Source organism: Wolbachia endosymbiont (group A) of Urophora cardui, from assembly GCF_964028435.1.
Taxonomy (GTDB): domain Bacteria; phylum Pseudomonadota; class Alphaproteobacteria; order Rickettsiales; family Anaplasmataceae; genus Wolbachia.
The window spans coordinates 1,349,345-1,375,786 of sequence record NZ_OZ034774.1; the positions used below are offsets into that span (position 1 = coordinate 1,349,345).

Genomic DNA, 26,442 nt, shown 5'->3' on the forward strand with positions numbered 1-26,442 from the left:
AATGATAGTTTCGCGTTTTTAGAAAGAATTAAAGCAGTCAAACAAGCATGTAGTACCTAAAGATACATTTCTTTGAAGATTTATGTACTTTTTTTTTCAACACTTTCCCAAATTAATTCCCATTTCTAGTTGCTTTTTAAGATTAGGAATAATTTATGATTGGTTCTGATATTCTGAAGTAAAAAAAACTTGACATACGAAATAATGTTTGTATTTTTACCATATTGTTTTCATATATTGTACTTTTTAGACTAGGAGGTATATATGGGTTTTCTAGATAAGCCAGTTATTGAAGAAATAGCATCAACAGAAATACCTAGTATAAGTAGATTATTTGCTACTTTTATCCCTTCTGCTTTGTCGATCTTTTCTCTGTAGATTTGCCTTCTTTCGGACAAAAATTCTATTAGTATGTTCAGTTCATCTCTTGATTCCTGATTATCAATTCTTTTGAATTCTCTCGTCAAACTTAATAGCTCATTTTCCGCTTCCTCGTCTTCACCTTCATAGTAATCTTCTTCCGTTATTAGATCTTCAGCATCCACTGATAATATTTCTGCAACTTTACACGCCACCTCACTTAAAAAGGTACTCTTCCCTTGTTCATAGTTATGTATTTGTGAACGTGCTACACCTAGCTCTTTTGCCAATTCCTCTTGAGTATATTCTCTTATTATCCTCCATTTCTTCATCTCTTGTCCTTCCTTGTAACGCTTACAGACAACTAGCTCTTTATTATTATATTCATTTGTTGATAAGCCTGTTGCTCGGTAGATAATATCAGCATCAAATTCTAACTTGAGCATATTTTTTGCCATTCTTATTCTTGCTGCTTTTACATCACTTTCCTCTTGAGCTCGAATAAATTTGGTTAATGGATTAATTGCCTTGCGCGGTTCTCTCCCCTTTGTTTTCATGTATTTTCCCATGAAATCGTACGTCTCTTGCGCCTTATCTTTATCAAAACAACTGTCTTCTCTTGGTGGAGGAAGTAGATTACTAATAGGAACTGACAATGCCTTTGCTATACGTTTTAACTTTTCAGTTGGAATGCCACATTTTCCTTTTACATACCTTAGCAGCGTATAGTATTCTATACCTGTTTTATTTGCTAAATCTTTTTGGGTATATTTTCGCTTTAATATCCAGCTTCTTATATTTTGTGCTATTTTGTACCTTATGGAAATAGTAGTACGTTTTGCCATGCCGCTAACAGAAATAAACTACACATTATTACACAGGTTAGCATAAATTTACTATGAAAATGTTGACGTTAAACTTCAAGCTCTTTATTATGAAAGATGTGAGAGCTCGATGGTAGGTTTGAGCTTTTGGCTCGTATTTTATTAGGCTCTCACACCAAAAATAAGTATTTTTAAAGCTCTTTATAGCTACTAAATCCATGAATTCATTTGCCGGGGTTTTTAGGCGCTTTATGAGGGGGGTATAAAAAGATCTACAAAAAGGACCTCTAAGGTGCGTAGTAGTATTCTAAAGCCACCTATGGGAGACATTTTTTTCATCAACGCATTCAAAACTTAAAAAAATAAACTAAAAATAAAGAAGTTGAATATTTTTTCAGAATTGTGTATAATTATTAATGCTTTTTAGGTTAGTTCGTTATGGCTCTTTCGAAGTTTCTCGATCCAAAGAATGATGGTGTGCTGCAGCAACAAACAGGGTAATGTTTGTGAGAAGCTTTATTGAAGATGAAGGAAGGTCCTTCGAAATCGGTTTTCAGGAGCAGGTTTCAAACCACCTTAAGTGGCTCTATTTAAGAGATAGGGTCATAAGCGTTAAGGAAAAATCAGCGTAAGAGCTAGAAGGTGTGGATCAGAAAGGCGAACGTAAGTGAACCACTGATGAACGTGTCGAAAAGGGAAGTGAACATCGAAAGGAGGAGTGAGTTGTTCTCCTCTTAAAAGCGTACAGGGAACCTGATTACTGTGTAGGCGGTGTTCGGCATAAAGGTGGCGTGAGTCTGATCTGGGCTTTAATAAGGAACTGCAGGAACCAGTCGATTTGATGCAAAGCGAGACAAGCAAGAGGCAAATCCTCAAGCTTTAGAGTAGCGATACAAATCACTGGGGCGGATCAACTCGTAGTAGTGAAGAAGTGGTTGTAATGACCATGGAGCGAAGGGGTTGAACTAGTCGACTTTAGTAAATCATTCAACTTGAAGGAGGATGAAAATGATTGAACGAACAAAGCCTTTTGATATACCGAAATCTCTAGTGTTTATGGCTTATAAAAGAGTTAAAGAAAACAGAGGAGGAGCAGGTATTGATGATCTAACAATTGAAAAGTTTGATCAAGACTTAAGCAAGAACCTTTACAGGCTATGGAATAGGCTATCATCTGGTAGTTATTTTCCACCTGCAGTTAAGGCTTGTGATATAACCAAGGCAGATGGAGGGACAAGGACACTTGGAATACCAACTGTCTCGGATCGTATAGCACAGGAAGTTGTAAGAAGTGTTTTAGAACCAGAACTTGAGAAGGTATTTGATGAGGATTCATATGGTTATAGGCCAAATAAATCAGCATTAGATGCCATAGGACAAACCAGGAAGCGATGCTTCGACCAAAATTGGTTAATAGAGTTTGACATCAAGGGAATGTATGATAACATAGACCACAATCTACTGATGAAAGCAGTCAGAAAGCACACTACAAACAAATGGGTTCTCTTATACATACAAAGATGGCTAAGTGCAGATATACAACTTGAAGATGGAACAAAGATAAAGCGTCTCAGCGGAGTGCCGCAGGGAGGTGTAGTTAGTCCTATCTTAAGTAACCTATTCATGCACTACAGCTTTGATGTGTGGATGAGAAGAAAATATCCAAGTGTAAAGTGGGCAAGATATGCTGATGATGGTGTTATACATTGTGTAAGCAAGATCCAAGCACAACTAATTTTAAGTCAACTTGAGCAGAGACTGAAGACTTGCAAGCTGGAAATAAAACATACAAAGACCAAAATCATCTACTGTCAAGATGGAAAACGAAAGGATAGTCATGAGAATGTGTCATTTACATTCCTAGGATATGAATTTCGCAAAAGGCTTGTAAGAAATAGAAAAGATGGTAGTCTATTTGTAAGTTTTACTCCAACCGTAAGTAAAGAAAGTCTGAGAAAGATGAAGAAAGAAATTAGAGGCTGGAAATTTGCTAGAAGAACAAACTTGGAAATAGAAGATATATCACGAATATGTAATCCAATTCTAAGGGGTTGGTTTAACTATTACGGGAAGTATCACATAACTGCGCTAGAGGAAATAATAAGAATGTTTAATAGGAAACTCAGAAAGTGGTTTCAGACAAAGTACAAGAAGCTGAGTAGGCATAAAACCAAAGCAGCTAAGTTACTAGAAAGAATCGCAAAGAGTAGACCAAATCTTTTTGTGCACTGGAAATTAAGTATAGGGTTAGGGCAATGACTAGTGGGAGCTTTATGAGTCGAGAGGGTGCGCCGTGGTACGCATTAAGAAATACTTAGCAGAGCTAAGCGGGGTTCAGAATAAATGGCCTCGAGGTGAACAACTAACTTTAACCCGAAAGGGAAGGAGGACAAGAGCATGTATGTAAAGCGAGAGTTATCTGAAGATGTGTAAGATAACGGCTTGCAACACCTGATCAATATGGTTAAAGCTAAACTGCTTGAATTCTAATCTTCAGGGGTGGGACTTCACATCCATGGGTATCGCATTTAAAACCCCATGTCTACGGTAAGCACAGATTAAACTTTCGTTTGTGTGACATTCTGGCTGTAGAACGATAAGTAGTGAACTTATTTAAGAGGATGAATGGAAAACCTAAGTTGATCTAGAACAGTTCTTAGTGACGGAACATGGGATGACCTAAGGAACGCGAGTTCTATGGTTACGGAGTCATCGTAGTAGTCGTGAAAGTAACGAATCACCGGGGAGCGTGGGAAAGCCACATACAGGGCAAAGGGTGACAGATAATTGAATGTTGAAATTGGGAGGTACGCAAGATGCGGAAAGCTGAAACAATACTTAACATTATACGTGAACGTGGACAAAGAAATTTGCCGGTTAAAAACGTATATCGCCTACTTTATCAGCGTGATCTTTACCTTCGAGCGTATGGCAAACTTTGTCGTAATAAAGGTGCTATGACAGAAGGTGTGACAACTGAAACAGTTGATGGTATGTCTTTGGAGAAAATCGATAAAATCATAGAGGATTTACGCTATGAGCGATATCGGTGGACACCAGTAAAACGTATCTATATTTTAAAGAAGAGTGGTAAACGCAGGCCGTTAGGATTGCCAACATGGTCAAATAAGTTACTTCAAGAAGTAATCCGATTAATATTGGAAGCCTACTATGAGCCTAAATTTAGTGAATGTTCACATGGATTTCGACCAAAGCGTGGATGCCACACTGCATTAAGAGCAGTAATGCAAAAAGGCAGAGGTACAAAATGGTTTATAGAGGGAGATCTCAGTGCATGTTATGACTCAATTGATCATACTATGTTGTTGAAAATACTGAGTGAAAGCTTCCAAGATAACCGTTTTATTCAGCTAATCAATCGACTGCTAAAAGCAGGATATATGGAAAATTGGAAGTACAATAAGAGTCATAGTGGGGTACCACAAGGTTCTATTATTGGTCCAATTTTGAGTAACATATTACTCGATCGGTTAGATAAACATGTGGAACATATACTAATACCAGCAAATAACCGAGGTAAGCGAAGAAAGACAAATCCAAAATATTTAAGGTTAACCATGCAAGTATCGATGATGAGAAAACAAGGGAACTGGGATCAAGCAAAACAACTGCGTCAATTAGTGCAGGGTATGCCATCTAAGGATTCTTGTGATCTAAATTATCGACGTCTTTGGTATGTTAGGTATGCTGATGATATTCTGGTAGGGTTTGCAGGACCAAAAAATGAAGCTGAACAAATTAAAAATGAGATTGCTAAATTCCTCAATGAGGAGCTCAAACTTATGCTTAATGAAGATAAAACGCTTATTACACACGCGTGTGATAGCAAAGCCAATTTTTTAGGTTATAAAATACACGTCTTGCATGCAGATGATAAACATGATCATCGGACACAACGATGTATTAACGGTAGTATTGGGTTACGTGTACCACATCATATAAAGCAGAAAAAGTGTTCTGAATATATGCGTTGTGGAAAGCCTATACATTTACCTCAACGTACACTTGATACAGCTTACAGTATTGTTGCTCAGTATCAAACTGAATATCGAGGAATTGTACAATATTACAAAATGGCCTACAACCTTCACACACTAAGTTATTTGAAGTATGTGATGGAAGTATCATTAGTAAAGACTTTAGCATCTAAATACAAAACAACTTGCAGGAAAATTTATAGAAAATTTGGTGCAATGATTGAAAACGACGAAGGTGAAAAACGAAAAGTCATCCAAGTCAGAGTAGATCGTTTACCATCAAAGATACCATTAATTACACACTTTGGTGCTGTGTCACTAAAATGGAATAAATGGGTAAGTATAAGTGATAACCTTATACCAATATGGAATAAGCGTAGTGAAATAGAGCAAAGACTATTGGCACAAACTTGTGAATTATGTAAATCACAAGAGCAGATTGAAGTACATCACGTACGTAAACTTGCTGATTTGCTAGGTAAACGTAATACTGAGCTACCGAAATGGAAAAAGAGAATGATTGAACGACAGAGGAAGACTCTTGTTGTTTGTCATGAATGCCATAAGAAAATCCAATATGGAAAATATGATGGTGACTCCTTAAAACGTTAGATTATTGGAGAGCCACGTGATACGGAAACGATCATGCGTGGTTCGGAGAGGGGTTGTTGGAAAAGTACTTAACAAGTAACTCGCTGGCTGCCCACTCTACGGATAGAGAAAAAGCAATTTATCAGGCGATCAAATCAAACGATAGAGAGTTAGTGAAACATTTGCTGATGATCCTTACGTCAGGTGATATAGAGATTGAATTTTTTAAGGAATTAGAGACGTTGCTGTCGGAAATATATGAAGAATTAAAGGAAAAATTATCGCAGGATATGAAAAATTATCTAGAAAAAAATATAAGTTTAAAACGTTTTGTGTGTAATAATGTTGACGTATTAATAGCAAATACCCCTGCAACAATGTTGCAACAAACATAAAACTAAAAAAAATAATTTCCCGGCAGCTTCTACTCAAAGAACGAGGAGTTGTTTTCACTTATAGAACCAACGATCAACTGACCATCTGTTTCGATGAGTGATATATGAACATATTTATATATTTTCAAGGAAAGCTCATGGGAAAAAAGAAACTGACTGTTCGTGTTAGCTATAGTTATGAACCTAATCGGTTAGCAGAATTGTACTTATTAGATGCATATAAAAAACTAGCATTAAATAAACAAGTAAATGGGAGCCAAAAGGAGAAAATTTTTGAATGTAACAATAGAATCAATTTAAGGGGGAGCAATGATAACTGTTAGTCTGTACGCGAGAGTTTCTTCAGGAAAACAAGTGCAAGGAGATACAATAGCAAGCCAAATTACTGCTATAGAGAATAAGATTAGTGCTGATGGACATAAATTACTAAGTGAATATAAATTTATTGATAATGGTTATAGTGGCTCTGATATAATACGTCCTAGTTTAGAAAAATTAAGAGATCAAATAGCAGAAGGTAATATTAATAAGGTTTATATTCATTCTCCTGATCGTTTGGCTCGCAAATATGTACATCAAATGTTATTAGTTGATGAATTTAAGAAATTGGGTGTAGAAACAGTTTTCTTGAATTGTCAAATTGACGATAATCCAGAATCTCAATTACTATTACAAATACAGGGTATGATAGCAGAATATGAACGTGCAAAAATTATGGAACGAAGTCGTAGAGGCAAGATTCACGCAGCCAATAAAGGCAGTATAAATGTAATGAGTGGAGCTCCTTATGGCTATCGTTATATAAATAAGCATATAGGAGGAGGACAAGCCTTTTTTGAAATTAATGAAGAGGAAGCTGAAGTCATTCGTAAAATGTTTTTTTGGGTGGGAAGGGGAAGAGTAAGCATTGGAGAAGTATGTCATAGATTAAGAGCTATGTCCATCGTAACACGAACAGGAAAAAGGTATTGGGATAGGAGTGTAGTCTGTCGTCTATTACAAAATCCTGCTTATAAAGGACAAGCAGCATTCGGTAAAAAAAAGCTAGGAGTAAAATTAAAACACGTAAGACCACAGAAACGCTCTTGTGAGCAACCGAAAGACAATTATTCTACTTTTCGTACTGATAAAGAAAATTGGATTTATATTCCTGTACCTAATATTATAAACGAAGATTTATTTGATATAGTTCAAGAACAGCTAACTGAAAATAAAAGAATAGCTAGGAGAAGACGAATGGGAGCAAATTACTTGTTGCAAGGTTTAACAGTATGTCAGCTTTGTCATTATGGATATCATGGTATTAGCACTTGCTCTAGCGCTCGTCGAACATATTATCGTTGTACTGGTACGGAGCGAGGTCACTTTGGTGGCAATAAAATGTGTAATAATAGAATGATTCGTACAGATGTATTAGACGTGGCTGTATGGGAAGAGGTAAAATACCTATTGAAAAATCCTACTCGGATATTAGAAGAATACAAGCGTAGACTTTCAGAGATTAAAAAATCACCATTAGATCAAAAAAGTGACTTTCTTGAGAAAAAAGAAGATCAATTAAACTGTGGCATTGCAAGGCTTATTGATGGCTATACTCAAGGATACATCAATGAAGAAGAGTTTAAACCAAGAATTAAAGCAATGAAACAAACCTTACAAATGATCGGAGAGCAAAAGAAAAAGATATTTGATCAAAAAAGACTTGAACAAGACTTAACTCTAGTGGTGACTACTTTAGAAGAGTTTTCTTCTAGCGTTAACTCAAGTCTTGATAACGCAGATTGGCTAACTAGACGTGATATCATTAGAACATTAGTTAAGCGAATTGAGATTAACCATGAAGACGTGCATATCGTGTTTCGAGTAAAAGAGCTGCCAGACTCTTTCACACACAGTGGAAAAGCGGACCAAAGTTTATTGCAACATTGTTGCAGGAGTCAAAACCACTATTTTACCGCTGAGCGGGGAATTACTAACATTAGCACTTACAGACAGAATAGTTAATTGATTAGTAAGATCACTTACCATTTCAATATTATCCTCATCAGAGAAAAATTCCTCCAAGGAAGTTATGGTCTCTTCGCCTACGCCTATTATGCTCATTAATTCTTCTTCATCAGCAGAATACCAATTTTCATATGAGCCATAATGTTTTGCTAGTAATTTTGCTACGTGTGGTCCTACGAATCTAATTCCCAAAGAAGATATAAATTTTTCAAGAGTTATGGTTTTTCTGCTATTGATAGAATTCAATAGATTAGATACGGATTTCTCAGCCCATCCATTTAGCTCACTTAAGTTGAAATTTTTGAGTTTTTCTTCGAGAGCAAAAATATCAGATATTTTCCTTATCAAACCAAGGTCATAAAAGAACTCTATTTGCTTATCGCCAAAACCTTTAATGTCAAGAACTTCCACAAAATGTTTTAACTTTCCTATTCGCTGTGCTGGGCAATCATTTCCTCCAGAACATATAGCTATAGTTCCCCAGTCATCAACTCTACTGCCACATTCCGGGCAAATATCAGGAAAAACAAACTTTGGTGTATTACGAGGACGAAACTTTTTGTCCACTTCGACTATCTGAGGAATTGTGTCACCCGCTCGTTTCACTACTACAATGTCACCTTCCCTTATGTCCTTACGCTTGATTTCATCTTTATTATACAGATTTGCTCTAGTAATGATCACCCCACCTACATTTATCGGAGCTAATTTAGCAACAGGATTCAATTTGCCCGTTTTGCCTACTTGTATTAATATTTCAACTATCTTAGTTTTTCCTTGAGCTGCTGGAAACTTGTGTGCTATAGCTCCTCTTGGTGCTTTACTGGTATTACCTAGATGATCTTGCAACTCTAAGTTGTTGATTTTATATACTATGCCATCAATATCATAACCTAATTCATGGCGATTATCGTAGATTTTGTTATAGAACCCCAGCATTTCGTCCACATTTTTTGCTAAGCATTGATGTTCATTTACACAGAATCCAAGCTTTTTCAGCGTATTTAATACTTCAGACTGGGTATTTTCTGTTCCACCAATTAAAGAATAGGCAAAATACTTCAGTGGCCTACTAGCGGTGACCTCTGGATTTAGGTGTCTTAGTGAGCCTGACGCTGTGTTGCGTGGATTTGAGAAATTCTTATTTAATTTTAAAAAGTCGTCATTACTTATGTATGCTTCCCCTCTCACCTCTAATCTACCCTTTACATCAGGTAAAACTTTAGGCAATCCTTCTATAGTTGCAACATTTTTTGTTACATCTTCACCGTAATGGCCATCACCTCGAGTTAAACCTTTAATGAACATACCATCCTCATAAATTGCAGTGAAACTTAAGCCATCAATTTTCAGCTCGCACATTATCTTCAGCTCATCTGTATTTAGGAGTTCTCTGGACTTAGCAATAAATTCTTCAATGTCTTCTTGGCTGTAAACTTTGTTTAACGAGAGCATAGGCACAATATGCTGTACCTTGGAAAACCTATCGTCAGGCGCAGTACCAACGGTTTGAATATCTACCTTTTTTACCAGTTCATCGTACTCTGCATCGGTTATTTCTTGCCTATTTTCCCGATAGTACAACTCGTTGTGGCGTTTTATTTCTTCTTGTAGTTTTAATGTATTTTCAGTCATAATTTTTACCTCAACCACTGTTTCAGTATACAGCGTCAGTTGTAAATTAATTATTAACCATTACGTACGTTTTGCATGTATTTTATAAACAAGATTCTCGCTTTGCTTCTACTTTTATATTCAATATATAATATTTAAATAGAAATAGGAAAGTATTTAATTACGTACATTATGAAGTAGTAAAACTTTAATAAAACTCAATAATACTGTATTATATTTGTTCTGCAATTGTGCAAAAAATGACCACTACCGAAAAGAAAGTTGCTGCTGGCTCTCTAAGTGACCAAATAATTCAAGAGATAAAAAATTTGAGGTTATTAAAAGGATACTCTCAAGCGTATGTAGCAAAAGAAATCGGTGTCTCAAAGAGACAGATGGGAAGATATGAAGAAGGGAGAGATAGCCTTTCGCCTAAAAAATTTGAGGATATCTTAAAAGTATTATCAATTGATGTTGAAGCTACATTTTCTAAATTAATAAAAGAAAATTGTATTAACAGCAAAGATGAGAAAGCATTAAGTGTAGTGCAAAATTTTAAAAAATTTAAGGACCAAGAACTTCGCAATGCATTATGTGTACTAGTCAAGATTTTATCAGAAGGTACTCAAATAAACAAGAGTATAACTGGTACAAAGCCTTTGAGCAACAAAATAAGACAAAAGTTAAAAGATTGGAGGTTTGTACAAGTGTGTACTCAAACGGATTTAGGAGACAAAGCAGGGTTATCACCTCAGCAAATACACAGATATGAGCAAGGAGTAAATGACATATCATTTAACAGGATATCTGAAATGGAAAAAGCATTATCATTGAGTAATGGAGCACTACTGCCAAGATCAAAAGACGAAATTTATTATGAAGATGAAGATACTGAAGGAGAAAAAAAAGTATTAAGTTTTATGAGAGGGTATCAAAATATAAGGAACGAAAGACTACAGAATACCATTTGTTCGTTTTTATCTGAGATTGCAAAAATTTGTGAAGAAGAACAGACACTTTGAGAGACTACAGATAGCAGCGCTAACATATGCGTCAAATGGAGCTATCTTCTCCTTCCCTTATACTTACCCTGGGTTGAAGCTTGAGCTTTTACAAATAGCTCCCAATATCCCTTCTCATCGCCTTCTTCTGCTATCAATTGAACCAAACGCTGCATCAACCCATCATTCAGTATAACCATTTTTGTCCACTTACCCACTGGCTTTACAATATCGACTACTTTTAGATTTTCTTTATAGACCTGGATGTCATGATTCTCAACTTGATCTGTTTTCTTTTCACTCTCTCTCAAATGAAATGTTCTGACGAGGTTTTTGTATATTCCCCTAAAAAAAAGAAATATTTTAATAGCAATAATTAATATTGTACCGTATATAACGATCTGCTCGTAAGACATCTCCACTACTCTAAAATGATTCCATGAAGCATAAATAATTCTATAATTTCTTCGTTTTTATTCGCTTCAGCGTTTTCTAGCGCTGTGTAACCTTCTTCAGAGTTATAAGAACATTTCAGATGAACGTTTGCCTTTTTCTCTAGCAATAATTCCACAATTTCTTTATTGCCATTCATAACAGCAAGATGTAGCGGAGTACAACCATCTCTTCCGATTGCGTTAACATCTGCTCTATTTTGCAATAAAAGCTCCACATGATCTTTTTTATTCAATGAAACTGCAAGGAGAAGAGGAGTACTTCCTTCTATATTTTTAGCTTCGAGAAAAGCTCCCCCTTTTATCAGCAACCCCAACATTACTCCATCAGCATATTGTACAGCCAAATGAAGGGGAGATTTACCTAAACGATTTAGGCAATCAATATCCCCACCACATTGCAACAACTTCTGCATAACTTCCAAATGCTTATACTTTATTGAATAATGTAAAGGAGTATCACCATAAATGTTATGGACATTAATATTTTTAGTCCTTACTACAACAATTCGTACTATTTCTATAAACTCAAGTATGGAAGCAATGTGTAGTATTGTATTGCCTTCTCTATCTGCAGCATCAACGTTAGCACCATGTTTGACAAGGAATCGAATGATATTATAAAAGTTCTTTTCTGCAGCAAAATGTAAAAAACGAACACCCAATCTACTATTTATGATCCATTTGAAGACTGCACTAACTAATAAAGAAAAGAGGCTAGGATTTCTAAACTTATAGATTTTCTTTGATGCTTCATCTAAAATCTTTTCTACTGTCATAGCAACCCCACAAAAAATGTGTTTGTATTAGAGTATGCAGCGATAAATGTTTTGAAATTATTAACCGTTGCGTATGTCTTGCATGCATTTTACAAACGTAATTCTCGCTTTACTACTACTTTTATATTCAATAGATAATATTTAAATAGAAATAGAAAAGTATTTAAGGTAATATATGAATATAGAAATCTATTCCTTAGAAATTTGCTCTGAATTTTCTTTACTTACTGGTTTTTTTGACCGCGATACTGAAACTTGCTATAGTCTTTACTCAAGATTAAAACCTCATTCGATTTTTTTCAGTTGCCCATTCCATAACTCCATTTGGGTTCAATGATGTGGTATTCTGTATACATATCCCGTATTTCCTCACAATCATTATACGATAACATCACGAGTCGACAAAAGTTTCTTCATGGTCAAAATCTCTACCTCTTCTTCCGTATAGTTTTTGATCAATTAAATAAGGAGGATCACAATATATTTGCATGTTTAGGAATACTTTTTTTAAAGTCAGCTAAATCCACAGTAAGATTTTTAATTGAGCAATCTTTCTATTGAACTTAGTGTAAAACGTGGGTGTCCTGGCGCCCGACAATGTTGTACCGCTGAAAGATGAGCGATTTAATGCAAAAAATGCTGCAGCAATTTCAACTCTATCTTTCAAGGTGAAAAATGTTTTTTGTAGGCTATAAAACATGGAAGATGTCATATTTTGGTATTTCCGCACTACCTCTGCAAGACAAGAAGCATCTTCTAAAAGCACCTGCCAAAATTTTACTAATGGTTCAAAGGCGTCATAGCCATAAACTTTTGTTCCTCTGCTGGCTAATGCTAACTCCTCCACCTACAAAAGGAGCACAAAGCGTAGGTAACCCTTTTGGAATATATTTATTAATAATTTGAGAAACGGCACGACTCTTGCCACCAGGATAACGAAGAGGAGACTTTACAAGCAAAATTTGTTTCCTTTTCTTTATTTGCTACACTGAAAATATGTCTGCATTAGAAGTTGCCAATCTATTCTCTGGAAATTTGCTTAGAATTTTCTTTTACTGGTTCAATTGACACATCTTAAATTTCTTCTTCCGGCTTGTTTGGTTCAGCTAGAGTTGACTCTTCTTTAGATACTGCCTCTTTAGATTCTGCTGCTAATTTGCGTTGTTTGATAAATTTCTTCAATGTTTTGACTGCGATAAAGTTTATACTGAAAACACATGCAGAAGTTATTGCTAATGCTGGAAGAGGAGCTAAATTGAACATCGGCAAAATTGCCACAATCGTGCCAGATGTCAGTAAAAATGCTAACTTCTTGCTCCCGATTATCTTGTTTTTCTTAACCTTTATGGGGTTTAATTTTTTTATTTTCCCTTTTAGCTTTTTGAAGCCTTTTTTGAACACGTTGCCCTTTTTCAGCTCTTTTTCTACGGGTTTTGCTTTCTTTGTTTTTAAGCTTTTTATTTTCTCTTTTATTCCTTTTTTATCTTTTTTTACTTTAGAGGTCTTCTCCATCAACTTTAGAGGTTGCTCATGTAGCGGTTTTGGCTTATCGTTTGAAATTTTAGCTTCTTGCCCCTTAGTCACAGTTTTATGCTTTTTGGGCGAAACTATGTTTTTTAAACCTTTCTTTGCTTTGTGGTATAATTTCTTTAGTCTGCTTGGCATTTTTATGTAAATTAAGATACGATATCGCAAAATTTATCGATTACTTTTTGATTACCTTCTATCATTGCATTTGCCTCCTGCTGCAGACATTTAATATTTTTAGGTGTTACATTATCCATCTCAGCCGACGCTATTGTCAGTTGTGATTGTATTCTTACGTATCTGTCGTCCATTACGTTACCTAGCTGGTAATTTACTACATCAAGGCTTGATGCAAACATCACATTTAACAGCGGTTTTATCCAGGCTATCTTTCCTAATTTCCTATACTTTATTCGATTAGATAGCCGACCTGTGCCAATTGATACCAGCACTATTTCTTCATTAGGGAAAAGTTTTTTGCTATTTGCATATGCACAAGCCGCTGGGTTATTGGCAAAAACACCGCCATCCACTAGTACTCTTGTATCTTTGTTCACTTCTAAATACTTAGGTGCAAAGTATGTTGGTGCTGCTGTTGTGGCTCTGAGTGCATCTTTCAACTTGATAAAATTTCTGTCTTCTCTCCAGCTTTTGAAGAAAAATGGACAGTTATTGTGAATATCATAACTTGTTATCAGTACCTTGCTTAAAGTATTTTTTAGAATATCCTCACCAAAATACTTATCCAGTACTGATTCGATGTTTTCGTATGGGTATTGTGCGCAGTTAAACCAAGACAGTATTGATTGTCTAAAAAATGAAGACTTGAAAATATATGCTCCATACTCCTGGTAAAGCTCAACTAAATCATTAGCTGAATATTGAGGATTTCCTTGGTTATCTTTCTTGCATAACCCAGCAACAACAATACCGCCTGTTGATGTACCAGCCACCAGATCAAAGATTTCTGCTACCTTTTTTCTTGATCTTTTTTCTATTTCTGCTAGTATTATCGCTGGTATTATTCCTCTTATGCCTCCGCCATCTACTGAAAGTATATATTTTGTCATGTTTAGATATTTATTAGTTCTGTTGACTTGCTCACTTTTATCAGGATGTGTTCCTTGTCCAAAAGCTACAGTTTGTTTTACACCTAGAGAAAATTGTACTAATCAAATAACCAATGCTATAGATCAAGCTCAAAAATCCATATTAGTTCAGGCATACACGTTTACTTCAAAGCCAATTGCACAATCTTTAATTAGAGCAAAAAAACGTGGTGTTGATATTAAGGTTATCCTAGATGAATCACAGGTCAGATCAAAATACAGTGTCATCAATGAATTATTTGGGCAAAAAATACTGATATACATAGACTATAAACCTGCAATTTCACACAGCAAAATTATGATCATTGATAATCAAAAAATCATAACTGGATCTTTTAATTTTTCCGATGCTGCACAGAAAAAAAATGCTGAGAATCTACTGGTTATAACAGGAAGCCCTTCATTAGTTGAACAATACGTTGAAAATTGGAAAGATCGTCAATCTCAATCTGAGGTTTATATACCATTAGCAGAAAAATAATTACTTGTACTTCGAGTTAGCTTTGAATTCATCCAATTCCTCAGAAAGATTTTTTACCCGTTCTTCCAGGCGATATACCGTAACAGTCAATCCGTTGTTCTGCTCTATAAATTTATCATGCATGTGTACCCGTAAATCTAGCTTGGCAAGCCACCATATCGCCGCTACCGTCTGTATTAACATCGTTACAATTACTGCTAATGGTATTTTTTGATTTTGCATAATGTAATAATTTATTGTAGATAATTGTTGAAAATTTCTACTGTGTGTTGTATGTACAGTTTATTGCTCTGGCTTGTACTGCTTTTCTGCGTTATACAATAGATCTATAATTTCTCTGTAGGGCTATTATTTTTATTGTGCCGTAACATTATAACAGCTAAATCCCTTGGCTTTTTTCCCCTAAATTCTTTGGCATTTGGATTTGCACTATTTTGTAACAGGAATCTGACAATTTCTAAGTTACCATGCTCTGCAGCGTAGTGTAAGGCTGTTCTGTGACTTGAATCACCGCTCGTAGAATTGATATCAACTTTCTCTTCTATCAAAAACTGAATACCTTCTAGGCACTCTTTTTCTGCAGCATATCCTAACAACCTTTCTTCAAAGACTAGGGTATTATGAATATCTACTAAGTTCCTCTCTGTCAAAAATTTCACAACCTCTAAATCACAATTTCTAACAGCAATCGATGTTATCTTTTTATAGTTCTTGGTTGCTTCTGCATTTGCTAATTCAGCCTTTCTGTTAGTATCAAAGACAAAGAAACTTATAATAACTGCAACAACAGCACCAAATGCTATCAACCCAGGTATAATTTCTATCCAATACATCCAATTTTGGTGATAATAGCAATCTTGATGATGACAGTGCTCTTGATAATAACGGCGATTTCTTCTTGGCATACTTTTGTTGCAATACTCTGCCTTGCGTATAGCAATTGTTTGTTGAATTTTTCTTAATTAATTCTGCTTATCGCTGCTTCTATTGTAGTTTGGTATCCCCTATTATCTAAAATATGCTCCGCCCTTTCTATTACCCATTCGCCATCTATTTCTTGGCAAAACCCTGATAAGTTAATTTTAGCTTCTGCAAATAACTCTGGATTGCCAGGTATTGTCACGTTTAATTTTGCTTCATTTTGCTTTAATCGTCTGAGCTTAGCGCTTGCTGCATTGATCGCTGATTCTGCAGTAGGATAAAGCTTATATATCGGATAACTTGGTTCTTCATTGCCTACTTTTTCTTCTATGGTTTCTCCTCTTTCATAGCTGTACCATTTTGCTATAACTGATCCATATTTACTACGTACATTAAAATTTACTTTCCAATTTATTACATCTTTAGGTGTAAGTACTGTTGTACCTAAAACCTTCTCTGTTGCTGATTTTCCTCCTCCTTTGGGAATAAAAATTATGTGTCCTCCTATAGGTTTTACCGTTGCTTCATGTTCATCTCCTATCCTTTTCAAAAAATTCATATCACTTTCATCTGTTTGAGTGATGTGTGATATAAATATATCTTCAAATTTTTGCGCAATTTTAGCTTCATATCCGTGCTTTTTTGTTATCTCTCTTACTAAATCACCTAAAGTAATTTCTTTCCATTCTTTTGATGTTTTTTCTTTCAGCGATCCTCTTAAGTTTGCTGCTTGGCATTTGACCCTTAAAATCTGTGGTGGACTTTGTATAGTGATCTCACTTGCTGTATAAACCCCCATAGACAATAGCCCGGTCTCTTTATACCCCAGAAAAACTTTCAACTCACCCTTGAGTTCATTACTTCCATATTCAAGACATATTTCAGCTTCATCACTCGTTGTCCCTGATTCATCAGTAATATGCAGAGATATTAAGCTACTCCTTAAGGCCTCTGTAATAGAGTTATTTTCTGCTATTATGTTAAAATCTGGCTTCATTAATCTAAAATTTTTACAACAGACTTCTGTGATATCTTTTGAATCTTAGGCAACTTAATTTTCAACCCTGCAGGCAAAAAGCTTCCATACTCTGCAAGTCCAGGATTTTTTTCCAAGACCACTTCCACTGCTCCACTACTGTAACCATAATGCCTCCAACAAATATAATCCAGCATTTCTTTATCCTTGGTAAAATAGTAAATCACTTGTTGTAGCTTTTTAACTTCAATTGAAACTCGATCTTTCTTGGTAGTCCACAAGGAAGATATGATCTCTGTCTTTCTTCTATATGAGTAATCACAAAGTTTCCTAGTACCTCTGAACCATAAACTAAAACATTTGGTTCTTTGATGTCACGCATATTTCTTAGTTGTTCTAAACTACTATTTTGACGATGTGGATAAATCACTCCTGTTAAATCAATATTCTCAATTCCTGAGCCGATATTCTGCAGTGATGTCTTCTCGATACATTCAATTGTATGCCACCTATGCTCTTTACTACGCCTGAGGCTCACTGGATCAAATTTAAATTGCCCAAGTAACACTTAATTTATTTCCTCCACAACATCAAAAAGAGCCCCTCTTGCTTGTTCTCTAAATCTTTCTATTACTGCATCAGCAATGCTACGGGCGCCTTGGTTAGGCTCTGCTTTCACATTTATGTTAAACGTTTGATGAAAGGTTTGGTTGTATGTTTTTAATTCTTTTTTCTCAAATCTACTTTTCTCAAATGCTTTATCAATTTTGTTTTGATTATCTTCTATGGATTTTTTCTCCTCGATAACACTTTTGATTTTTACATTATTCTTGCTCCTCTCAGACATTTCTTTAATCGCACTATTATTTGACAAATTACTAGAAATGCTGCTCTTAAGGGGAGTATGTATTTCAGCAACAATACTTTTTCTTTTTTCAAATTCTTTCGGTGGACTATTTTCGGCAACCTTTCCAAATATGCTACCAACAGTATTTCCCATCCATGAAAACATTTCTCCGATGGGCTTTATTATCGATTTTATATATTCCCAAAAACTAGCAAAGAAGCTCTTTACTTTTCCCCAGTTACTAATCACAAGTATTGCACCAGATATAAGTAAAGCAATAATAGCTCCTATAGGGTTACTCACTATTGCCGCCGTCAAAAATCTCACTCCTGCTGTGACTGCTGGAATAGCTGATGTTGCTAGGCTCAGAGTCGTAGCTTTTAAAACACTCAGTCCAGTAATTACTGCTGGAATAGCGTATGTCGATAGAACAGAAAATGCTGCTATTGCTTTTGCTGCTAAACTCCAAGCTGTTCCCATAAATAAACTAAGTATGTAACCACCACCTACTAATAGAACTTTAAGACTTATTAGTGCTGCTATGGTACCCATGATTGCTGTAGTTACAGTGGGATATTTTTCTGCAAATGAGGCTATATGTTCACTTACCCATTTTAACCTTTCAGCTATAGGTTTTAAAATAGGTAACATCACTGAACCCAGATTCATTCCTACTTCTGCTATTGAATTTTTTAGCAATCGCAATTGGTTGGCTGTAGTACTCACACGGTCATTAAATTCTTCCTGCAATGAATTTGCACGTTCCCCTTCATCAGCTAATAAATCCAGCACCTTTTCATATACTTTTGAGTTTTCAAGTAGTAGCGCTATATCATCTTCTGCTCCCTGTTGGAAGAGCTTTAGCAGAATGCCAGCCCGATCATGTTTATCTATTTTTTTTAAAATTTCAAAAAAATCTAGTAGTGCTTTGTGAGGGTTTTCCTTGATACTCTCTTCAAGCTCTTCTATATCTATCCCGATTTCTTCTAGTGTTTCTCTAAATTCATCTTCTTGCTTCCCTGCCGTTTGAAGTTTAACCAGCATACCACTTATCATTTCTGCTGCTTTTTTGGGTTGTTTTCCTAAACTAATGAAGGCGTTTAATAAACCAGCTATCTGATCAACATTCAAACCAAACTGTTTTGCTGCCCCGCCAGCTATCGTCATTGCTGCCATCAGATCTTTTCCCTCAACAGTAGTATTACTTGATAGATGATTTATCGTATCTCCCCACTCTTTTAGATCTTCTATTTTTGTTCCAAAAATTTTATAGAGCTTGCTAGCAGCACTTCCTACTTCTTCTGCGGTCATACCAAAATTTACTGCCATTTTCGATACTGTTTCTGTAAATTCTAGAAGATCTTTTTTTTCTTCAATACCAAGTCGAGCACCACTTGTAGTTATTTGTGCTAACTCTGCAGCAGATAGTGGTATTGTACGGGATAACTCCTTTATTCCCTGGCCAAGTTCCATAAATCCTCTATCATTGGCTTCCTTCTCTTTAGAAAATTTTTTCACTGCCCTGATATCAGCCATAACACTTTCAAAATCAATTGCAGCTTTAAATGGAGTTCCAAATGTTAATGCAAGTGCCCCTGTTTCTAGTAATTGTGATTTAAAGTGTGTCCTTTGTGCTGAAAATCTCTGGTATGCTTTGGTAGCAAAGTTTAACTTACTATATTGACTTCTCAGCCTACCTACAGAAGCACCTAGTTTATCTTGATCTCTTATCAAAGACTGTATATTCTTTCCACTTTTCTTAAATTCTTCACTGAGCGCATGTAAAGTGTCTCTCTTCTGTAAGTACGCTGTTTTGGCCTTTATTGCCGATTCCTTAGCCTTATCAAACTGAGCCTTTAAATCTTTACTTGGCTTTGCTGTTGTTTTCATTTGCTTAGCCAAGGACGTTACTTGCACTTCTAAGCCTTTCCAGGATCTCTTGGCAACTAATGTGTTACGACTTAACTCCTTAAATTTTGATACCGATTTCATCGATGCATCAAGTTGCCTTATTGTACCCCCAAGACGGGAAAGTTGAGCACTACTTCCTGCCATTGCGCTATTAAAGCTACCATCTAGTATTGCACCTATTTTTACTGATAATGTTGACATTTAAACTCTCCCGCAGCTTTGGCCCATAAAATAAATTCGTTTATTTCCATCTCAAGTACCTGCTCAATTCCGCCACCTACAACAGAACAGAGCATTAGTACATTTAATCTTAAGTTCTTTGTGTAACCGATGGAAAAAAATCTTTCAACGCTTCCTGTATTTTCATGTAGTCTGCAAAATATAACTCCCAAATTGTTTCTTTTGTTACAGATGCAAGGTTTGCTATTAATCCAACTTCTTTTTCAAAATCACTACTACCGGCACGTTCCATTGCTAGGCAGTCTCTTACTTTGACTGGTCTAAAAGTTAATTCCGAAACCGGAGTTCCATCTACTGTTATTGGGTTATCAAGTTTTACTGTTGTCATGTTTCCCCCTAAAAGTTAATTAAATAAAAGTCTTCGTGGCTTTTACATAACTAATTTTTTACTTGAATTGCAGAAGTTGTGTTTTATTGAAGTGACCACACCTTTTCTAAACTTTTTCAACAAAAAATATATTTAAAGTTTTGGTAGTAAGTCTAACAATCCTGCCCGTTTATAAATGTTATCTCTATGTCCTGCTGTAACGAGAAATACTTTGCGTTTTGGAATATTCACACGATAGATAAGGCGATAGTTATCAAATCTCAGTCTTCTATATCCTCGTAACTTGCCACGTAATGGTTTACCAGCTTTATTTGGGTTAACTTTGAGTTCCTTTTCTATAGCTTCTTCAATACCCAATCTTATTTCTTCTGGTAAAGCTGGAAAATCCTTTTTAGCATACCTCTTTAAGAGTTCAATTTCGTAAATACTTTATCCCCTCTTGAAGTCTTCATACTTAATTGTTTCTGCGCCTGGAACATCACTCTCCTTGACAGTATCAGATAACGCAATCTCCTCTATCTCACATTCAATTCCTTCTATGATTAGCCTTTTTGCTAATTCTTGAATAGGCTCCTTGGTAACTTCAGCTAATCTAGTAAGGTGATGTGAAGTTTTTGGGTCAAGTGCTATGTTAATTCCTAAGTCTGCCATATGTTTTACCAAAATATACCACAATAATTATACAACATTTCTCTGAATTTTTCAATAAAAAAATATGTAAACTACATCAAATTCCTAAAACTGCTTGTAATAAAGCCATCTGGTCAACACCATTAATCTTGCGAATCATATTCTCAGCATCGATTTCGATAAGTTCTCTAGCACCGATAGTAAGTTTGTAATAATGCGCAGCTACGGTACACTTCAGCGTTGCTTTTTCAGCCGGTTTCCAACTGCCAAAATCAAATTCTCTGAATATTCCCCTAAGGTTGATAATTACTCCTTCAATATCATTACTTCCACTGCCTTGAAGACCACCCCTTAGCGTCAAAGAAACCGAATTTCCATCTATTAAACCAAACAGCCTAAAAAGCTCTGAATCATATTCGGCAAAAGTAAAATCAGCTTCGAGCTTTTCCATGCCCATATCAATATTTATTGGAATATCCATACCACCAGCTCTATATTCTTCTGTTTTTATGGTAAGTTTTGGCAAGGTTACTTCATCTATTTTTCCTGCATAGCCTTTACCATCTACAAATACGTTAAAATTCTTTAAAATCTTCGGTAACATTCTTCTCCCCCTTTTCTCCCCTTTTTACGATATTGCGCCACTCACAAGGTGTGACCTGAAAGTGATCTGTTCTGCTGGATATGGTGGTGTAAACTCAAAATCAAAATACACTTTACCACTTGCAATATTTGCTTGGGTATTAAGCTCTGGATTGGCATAACACCTTCCACTGATAATCGCTCCTTGTGCTTTTAAACTTGCTAGGTAGGAATTAACACTCTCTATCACTTCATCTATATAAGTTTGGTAATATTGCGATCAGCTGCCCATAGATGAGCTCGCAGTAGACTATCATTGATTAAATCTGCAGTACGCCTAACAGGCAGAAAAGCCCACCTTTCATCGTTTGAACATGTTCTATTTCCCCATAGTCTGTAGCCATTTTGATGAATGATTGTCGTGACTTCATTTTCATTTAAGTAATTTGCTCTACAACTTGTATCACCGAGCGTAAAATCAATAGCTCTGCTTGTTCCAACAATACCATTTATCTCTTTATTTGAAGGCGAATGCCAAAATCCTTGTTCACTATCTATTTTTGCTATTAAACCAGCAACAAATGGACTTGGCGGTTTTTCCTCCCCTTCAAACACCTTTACCCATGGATCAACTACGTAAACTCTGCTACTGCCTACACTTTTTCTCCACTTTATTGCTTCTTCATCATTGGTATTTGGCCCATCTGCTACTATTATTGCTCTTAGCTTTTCTGCTATCGGTATTAAAGCGCTAACCACTGGATTCACAGACCCTTCGGGCAATTGATGAGTAAACTGAGGGGCAATTAGTATTCTTGGGGCAACATGGACTATACTTTCACTGCTGAGGAATGCTTGAATCCCTTGATATTCCCCGGTTTCTTCATCAACTCCTCCAATGATGTTTTTTAACGTTTCTTCTTCTTGATCAGCATCTTTAACTCGAATAACTACTACTGTTGCACCAACCTGGGAAAATATTCCATTCACTGCAGAAGGCAGAGTTCCTCTCTTTCCAAGTTTTGCTGCTTCCTTTAAACTTCACGCTATTAATACTGGTTTATTCAGTGGAAACTTTTGCTCGTCAGCTTCCGGAGCAGTACCAATTACGCCAATTACCGATGATTTAGCTGTGCGTACTGTCCTTGCTCCAGAGGTAATCTCAATAACATTTACCCCATGTAAAAACTGTTCTGTCATTTTTCTCCTTGTAATGTTGAATTTCGGAAAGTGGATAGAGAAAAGGTTTCTTTTTTAGCTCTCTAAAACCTTTTGCATTTTTTGCTTAAAATCGTTGAGTAAACTCTGCAGCTCTTCTTTATTCCTGACTTCCTTAATTTTCTTCTTAGCTAAGTCTTCAAGCTCTTCGCATTTGATTATTGCTTTTACTGCTTTTTCCTGAATTATTCTTGCCATTTCAATAACCGTAATATCACGGACTTTTGCTAAAGGTTCTATGATTTCTACATCTTTTTCGTCTATAGATTCTGGTGATGCTAAAATGTTCTCTGCGGCTTTTGCTTGTATTTCGTACGACTTAAGCTTCTGATGAGAATATCCTGCATATTGGTGAGTATAGTTATTATAATAAGCACGAAGACTAGAAAATGCAGAAAGTTTCGCAGTTTCCAATAATTCCAGCTCAATATCTTCTTGACTCCTTTCAACAATTTTCCCTCCTTCTGTTAACCGATAACTCTTTTGCCAGTCGAAATTCTTTGGCGCTTCGTACCAATTCATTCCCAGTTGGCTTGCTTTCAAGCGTTGTTGTTTCAATTTGCTTGTTGTTTTCAAAATGAATATAAATTGGCATTGGTTTTCTCCGTTTTCTGGTATCAATTCCAGATTTTGTGGGTGGCATCTAATCCTGGACATTGCCAAGCTCGTAGCGTTCTTTCTACATCGATTTCAAGCCCTGCAGTTAAAAAGTTGTTACGTATGTTATAAATTCCCCACTGGATAAATTGACCATAGGTATATACATCACCTGAAAACGCACCTTCACTAACTTTTGTTCTGGAATGTAGATAAGATGATGTATAAAGTAACACTGCAAACGTTTTTCCTGCTGGAATTTCTACATTGCCAGATGCGGCAAATTTGCTATTAGAACTCGCATATTTGTAAACATTTTTCCACATTATTTTTGAAATTCTTGATTTACTAGCATTGGTATTATCAGGGGTTCCCACAAATGCTCCTGCTCCTTCATATCCTGAACTCCAATAAGATGTACCAACAAAGTTTAATGTTCTTGTTATATCCCTACTTGTGGTGTTTTTTACAAACATTACTCCAAGTGCAGCACACGGGTAGTAATATATCTGATTATGACTACTCGAAAAACTGTTTGTATACAACTCTCCGTAAATAAATGTACCTTTACTTCCCTCTATAAAACTCAATTGTCTTGGCCGATAAAAACTAACGTAACTTGTATCGTATGTATGGCTACCCGCAAGTAATTGCAACATGTAATCGGTTTTTGTTATATCACCGCTCCATCCACCTAACTCAGTTGTGAAAATTCCGTGACCATAGTAATTATTTCCTCTACTTAGTACTCCAAACAAGAAAGGTAATGACCCTGGTTCAACCATATTTCGATTTTTTACTTCTTTCATGATTGACGACCCACTTGGTACATCATTGATGGAGTTAAATTTTGTTGTCAGTGTTTTTAGCTGGTCTTCCCTGGTTTTTACCTCCTTCATAATCGATGAACCACTTGGCACATCATTGATGGAGTTAAATTTTGTTGTCAGTGTTTTTAGCTGGTCTTCCCTGGTTTTTACCTCCTTCATAATTGATGAACCGCTTGGCAAATCATTGATGGAGTTAAATTTGGTTGTCAGTGTTTTTAGCTGATTTTCCCTGGTTTTTATTTCCTTCATGATCGATGAACCATCTGGCACATCATTTACACCACGAAAATCTTCTACTAAACCTTTAAGACCATCTTTATGATTGTTGCTAATACTGTTTATTGCCGCAATATTCGCATCCTTTCTCGTGTCAAGTAGCGATACATATGAATCTGATGACGCTTTTAAAGTATCCAAGGTGTTAGTTTTTAGCGTATTGATCTCATTTACAGACTCTGTCTTTGCTCCAGTTATCGCTGATATTGAATTTTCCTTGTTAGTATTTATATCATTCAAGTGCGATCTTGCAGCGTTTAGAAGTTCTTTCAACTTTTCATCTGTCATCTGCACAATTTCAGACACTGCACTTTTGTCGACTATTGATTCCAATGCTTTAGCAAGATATGCTAACTGATCTGGTGTACTATTTGCTGCTAAATCCTTAAGCCTTCCTTGTAGTGCATCAATTATTTCTTTTATTGTGGTCATTTGCACAACGTTGGAAATAGCTTTTTTATCTATTATCAATTCCAACGATTTCGCAAGATACGCCAGTTGATCGGGTGTGCTATTTGCTGCTAAATCCTTTATCCTTTGGTGTAATGCTTCTATTGCTTCTTTCATTCCCAAAAATTCAAAAAAGTTTCAAATCTAAATCGTTCAAAATTATTTTTAAGTTCATCTTCTCTTTCACTCATATCTTCATCTATCTTTTCTATGGCTCTGCGTATACGTACTACATCTTCTACAGCTATGTTCTCTGGATGCGGCAAAGGATATCCTCTTTTGGTCTCTTCGTTTGGCATTACGTGATAATTACTCGTAGATTCTTCACCTTTGGACGATAGACAACCGTTCCGCTAAGCACTAATTTTACCCTTGTCTCATTACCATTAAAATTTGATAGCACGTGAGTTCTTTCCACCCAATTTTCTCCGATTGGTTTTCCCGTTGTTAAATTTACTAACTGCCATTTTTCTCCTTTTTCCACCCCCTTCTGCACATATGCTTTAACGTCTGCAGTACCAGGTATCAGCGCATCATAGGTAATTGTTATCTTAGTGTTGGAACCTGCTGTAATGCTCCTAGTTACATAATCTCCGGACTCTGAAATATTCCCCATAACTAGCTGTAACCCAGGGTAGAGAACTGGACTTTTTTTCCCCGATCCTTTGAGCGCTACTTTTACCGTTAATTCTCCACTTATTCTTGCGCGCAGTGCGAGCGGCAAATTATCAGACAGAAAATTTTCTTCTCCTTTCTCATCTGTTAAGATAAATTCTACATTAGTATCAAAACCCACTTTTTCTATGTTGGTTAGAGCGATTAAGTCTGATGTATTATTTGCAGTAACTTTGCCAAGATCAATAACGTGAAAACTTTCAGTAAATTTCGCTGCTAAAAGTCGAAAGGTAAGGTCAAAATTCTGATGCGGTGTCCACGTACTTGCATTGCTCGATGACAGTAATACTCCCACCTGATAAGGCTGACTGGTTACCCAACGGCTGTTTACTGCATCATATTTGCTGAGTTCTGCTATCTTTACCGCTGTATCTGCATCATCAGTCAGTAAAACTATCGCATACTCTTGCCCTCCATGGCAAAATACTGGTGACCAAGTTATACGTGTTGCTGTGCCATCAGTATTGATCTTAGTTGGCTCGATGGAATTTTCAGCGATAACTGTTTGCGAGGGCACTCCAACTGTTGTTTCCCGAATCTGCACAACAACACGTCTTTTGCCGCTATTTGTAAACCATAGCTCTACACCTCCTATATGCCTACTCTCATCCAAGGTAAATGTCTGTGCTAAAGGATCAACACGTTTGCTGGAAAAAACTCTTCTTCGTTCTTCTATGGTAATAGTTTTTTTACCAGTATATGTTGCTTCTCCATAGCTTCCTTTATCCCCATAAAACTGTACTAATTTAGTACCTGCTGGAATATTTGCCGGTACTTTCACCTTTCCCTTTAATTTTCCCTGGTTGTTAGCTTCCACTTTTTT

26 protein-coding genes and 3 pseudogenes are annotated in these 26,442 nt (G+C 36.0%); 7 read left to right on the top strand and 22 right to left on the bottom strand.

Annotation, left to right across the window (positions count from 1 at the left end; translation table 11 throughout):
- Window positions 1–251: 251 nt before the first annotated feature.
- Window positions 252–1,205, bottom strand: a complete 954-nt coding sequence (locus ABWU38_RS06475; RefSeq protein WP_265016319.1) for a helix-turn-helix domain-containing protein — start codon at window positions 1,203–1,205, stop codon at window positions 252–254.
- A gap of 987 nt (window positions 1,206–2,192) precedes the next feature.
- Between ABWU38_RS06475 and ltrA the strand changes: the two genes are divergently transcribed.
- From ltrA to ABWU38_RS06500, 5 genes are all read left to right on the top strand, one after another.
- Window positions 2,193–3,443: a group II intron reverse transcriptase/maturase gene (ltrA, locus tag ABWU38_RS06480; protein ID WP_353272700.1), complete on the top strand. Its 1,251-nt coding sequence runs from the start codon at window positions 2,193–2,195 to the stop codon at window positions 3,441–3,443.
- A gap of 557 nt (window positions 3,444–4,000) precedes the next feature.
- Window positions 4,001–5,794: a reverse transcriptase/maturase family protein gene (locus ABWU38_RS06485; RefSeq protein ID WP_253309139.1), complete on the top strand. Its 1,794-nt coding sequence runs from the start codon at window positions 4,001–4,003 to the stop codon at window positions 5,792–5,794.
- A 56-nt stretch (window positions 5,795–5,850) separates the two neighbouring features.
- Window positions 5,851–6,168 carry a hypothetical protein gene (locus ABWU38_RS06490; RefSeq protein WP_353272701.1) on the top strand — a complete coding sequence of 106 codons (318 nt, stop codon included), beginning with the start codon at window positions 5,851–5,853 and terminating at the stop codon, window positions 6,166–6,168.
- A 104-nt stretch (window positions 6,169–6,272) separates the two neighbouring features.
- Complete coding sequence (locus tag ABWU38_RS06495; RefSeq protein WP_341819653.1) at window positions 6,273–6,491, top strand: hypothetical protein; 219 nt, start codon at window positions 6,273–6,275, stop codon at window positions 6,489–6,491.
- The gene (locus ABWU38_RS06500; RefSeq protein WP_353272702.1) at window positions 6,478–8,172 is read left to right on the top strand and encodes a recombinase family protein; all 1,695 of its coding nucleotides are present in this window, start codon (window positions 6,478–6,480) and stop codon (window positions 8,170–8,172) included. The genes ABWU38_RS06495 and ABWU38_RS06500 overlap by 14 nt, the downstream gene beginning before the upstream one ends.
- Here the strand turns inward: ABWU38_RS06500 and ligA are convergent.
- Window positions 8,104–9,828, bottom strand: a pseudogene (ligA, locus tag ABWU38_RS06505) (NAD-dependent DNA ligase LigA); the annotation flags it as partial. The gene ABWU38_RS06500 and the pseudogene ligA sit on opposite strands and share 69 nt — an antisense overlap.
- A gap of 221 nt (window positions 9,829–10,049) precedes the next feature.
- Between ligA and ABWU38_RS06510 the strand changes: the two are divergent.
- On the top strand, window positions 10,050–10,811 hold the full coding sequence (locus ABWU38_RS06510) for a helix-turn-helix transcriptional regulator (protein ID WP_253308909.1): 762 nt from the start codon (window positions 10,050–10,052) through the stop codon (window positions 10,809–10,811).
- Window positions 10,812–10,852: 41 nt separating this feature from the next.
- Here ABWU38_RS06510 and ABWU38_RS06515 read toward each other — a convergent pair whose 3' ends face one another.
- The 5 genes from ABWU38_RS06515 to ABWU38_RS06535 form a co-directional block, all read right to left on the bottom strand.
- On the bottom strand, window positions 10,853–11,206 hold the full coding sequence (locus ABWU38_RS06515) for a hypothetical protein (RefSeq protein WP_265016460.1): 354 nt from the start codon (window positions 11,204–11,206) through the stop codon (window positions 10,853–10,855).
- Between the two features lie 5 nt (window positions 11,207–11,211).
- Entirely contained in the window at window positions 11,212–12,021 is an 810-nt protein-coding gene (locus ABWU38_RS06520) for an ankyrin repeat domain-containing protein (protein WP_253308911.1), read from the bottom strand.
- Between the two features lie 517 nt (window positions 12,022–12,538).
- Window positions 12,539–12,868: a hypothetical protein gene (locus tag ABWU38_RS06525; protein WP_253308912.1), complete on the bottom strand. Its 330-nt coding sequence runs from the start codon at window positions 12,866–12,868 to the stop codon at window positions 12,539–12,541.
- 227 nt (window positions 12,869–13,095) lie between these two features.
- Window positions 13,096–13,686 (bottom strand): hypothetical protein, encoded by a 591-nt coding sequence (locus tag ABWU38_RS06530; RefSeq protein ID WP_353272703.1) that lies wholly within the window; start codon window positions 13,684–13,686, stop codon window positions 13,096–13,098.
- An 11-nt stretch (window positions 13,687–13,697) separates the two neighbouring features.
- On the bottom strand, window positions 13,698–14,618 hold the full coding sequence (locus ABWU38_RS06535) for a patatin-like phospholipase family protein (protein WP_265016458.1): 921 nt from the start codon (window positions 14,616–14,618) through the stop codon (window positions 13,698–13,700).
- On the opposite strand from ABWU38_RS06535, the gene ABWU38_RS06540 reads away from it, so the two are divergent.
- Complete coding sequence (locus tag ABWU38_RS06540; RefSeq protein WP_264688176.1) at window positions 14,617–15,138, top strand: phospholipase D family protein; 522 nt, start codon at window positions 14,617–14,619, stop codon at window positions 15,136–15,138. The genes ABWU38_RS06535 and ABWU38_RS06540 overlap by 2 nt on opposite strands.
- On the opposite strand, the gene ABWU38_RS06545 is transcribed toward ABWU38_RS06540, so the two are convergent.
- The 15 genes and pseudogenes from ABWU38_RS06545 to ABWU38_RS06615 all read right to left on the bottom strand — a co-directional run bounded on the left by ABWU38_RS06545 (window position 15,139) and on the right by ABWU38_RS06615 (window position 26,436).
- Window positions 15,139–15,360, bottom strand: coding sequence for a hypothetical protein (locus ABWU38_RS06545; protein ID WP_264688177.1), 222 nt, complete (start codon window positions 15,358–15,360; stop codon window positions 15,139–15,141).
- 104 nt (window positions 15,361–15,464) lie between these two features.
- Window positions 15,465–16,043, bottom strand: coding sequence for an ankyrin repeat domain-containing protein (locus ABWU38_RS06550; protein ID WP_353272704.1), 579 nt, complete (start codon window positions 16,041–16,043; stop codon window positions 15,465–15,467).
- A gap of 53 nt (window positions 16,044–16,096) precedes the next feature.
- Window positions 16,097–17,056 carry a phage late control D family protein gene (locus tag ABWU38_RS06555; protein ID WP_264688179.1) on the bottom strand — a complete coding sequence of 320 codons (960 nt, stop codon included), beginning with the start codon at window positions 17,054–17,056 and terminating at the stop codon, window positions 16,097–16,099.
- A complete protein-coding gene (locus tag ABWU38_RS06560) occupies window positions 17,056–17,262 on the bottom strand; it encodes a tail protein X (RefSeq protein WP_373457537.1) in 207 nt (68 codons plus the stop codon). Before ABWU38_RS06560 ends, ABWU38_RS06555 begins: the two co-directional genes overlap by 1 nt.
- Window positions 17,259–17,603, bottom strand: a complete 345-nt coding sequence (locus ABWU38_RS06565; RefSeq protein ID WP_264735750.1) for a phage tail protein — start codon at window positions 17,601–17,603, stop codon at window positions 17,259–17,261. The genes ABWU38_RS06560 and ABWU38_RS06565 overlap by 4 nt, the downstream gene beginning before the upstream one ends.
- On the bottom strand, window positions 17,604–19,994 hold the full coding sequence (locus tag ABWU38_RS06570) for a phage tail tape measure protein (protein WP_353272705.1): 2,391 nt from the start codon (window positions 19,992–19,994) through the stop codon (window positions 17,604–17,606).
- A gap of 109 nt (window positions 19,995–20,103) precedes the next feature.
- On the bottom strand, window positions 20,104–20,361 hold the full coding sequence (locus ABWU38_RS06575) for a phage tail assembly protein (protein WP_264688181.1): 258 nt from the start codon (window positions 20,359–20,361) through the stop codon (window positions 20,104–20,106).
- 132 nt (window positions 20,362–20,493) lie between these two features.
- Complete coding sequence (locus ABWU38_RS06580; RefSeq protein WP_319803107.1) at window positions 20,494–20,787, bottom strand: type II toxin-antitoxin system RelE family toxin; 294 nt, start codon at window positions 20,785–20,787, stop codon at window positions 20,494–20,496.
- Between the two features lie 3 nt (window positions 20,788–20,790).
- Entirely contained in the window at window positions 20,791–21,012 is a 222-nt protein-coding gene (locus ABWU38_RS06585) for a hypothetical protein (protein ID WP_236514454.1), read from the bottom strand.
- 76 nt (window positions 21,013–21,088) lie between these two features.
- Window positions 21,089–21,595, bottom strand: coding sequence for a phage major tail tube protein (locus tag ABWU38_RS06590; protein WP_265045254.1), 507 nt, complete (start codon window positions 21,593–21,595; stop codon window positions 21,089–21,091).
- Window positions 21,596–21,619: 24 nt separating this feature from the next.
- Window positions 21,620–22,773, bottom strand: a pseudogene (locus tag ABWU38_RS06595) (phage tail sheath subtilisin-like domain-containing protein).
- A gap of 54 nt (window positions 22,774–22,827) precedes the next feature.
- Window positions 22,828–23,386 (bottom strand): annotated as a pseudogene (locus ABWU38_RS06600) (hypothetical protein).
- A gap of 22 nt (window positions 23,387–23,408) precedes the next feature.
- Window positions 23,409–25,061: a hypothetical protein gene (locus tag ABWU38_RS06605; protein WP_353272706.1), complete on the bottom strand. Its 1,653-nt coding sequence runs from the start codon at window positions 25,059–25,061 to the stop codon at window positions 23,409–23,411.
- Complete coding sequence (locus tag ABWU38_RS06610; protein ID WP_264688187.1) at window positions 25,058–25,243, bottom strand: hypothetical protein; 186 nt, start codon at window positions 25,241–25,243, stop codon at window positions 25,058–25,060. The genes ABWU38_RS06605 and ABWU38_RS06610 overlap by 4 nt, the downstream gene beginning before the upstream one ends.
- The gene (locus ABWU38_RS06615; RefSeq protein ID WP_265045260.1) at window positions 25,243–26,436 is read right to left on the bottom strand and encodes a hypothetical protein; all 1,194 of its coding nucleotides are present in this window, start codon (window positions 26,434–26,436) and stop codon (window positions 25,243–25,245) included. The genes ABWU38_RS06610 and ABWU38_RS06615 overlap by 1 nt, the downstream gene beginning before the upstream one ends.
- Window positions 26,437–26,442 lie beyond the last annotated feature (6 nt).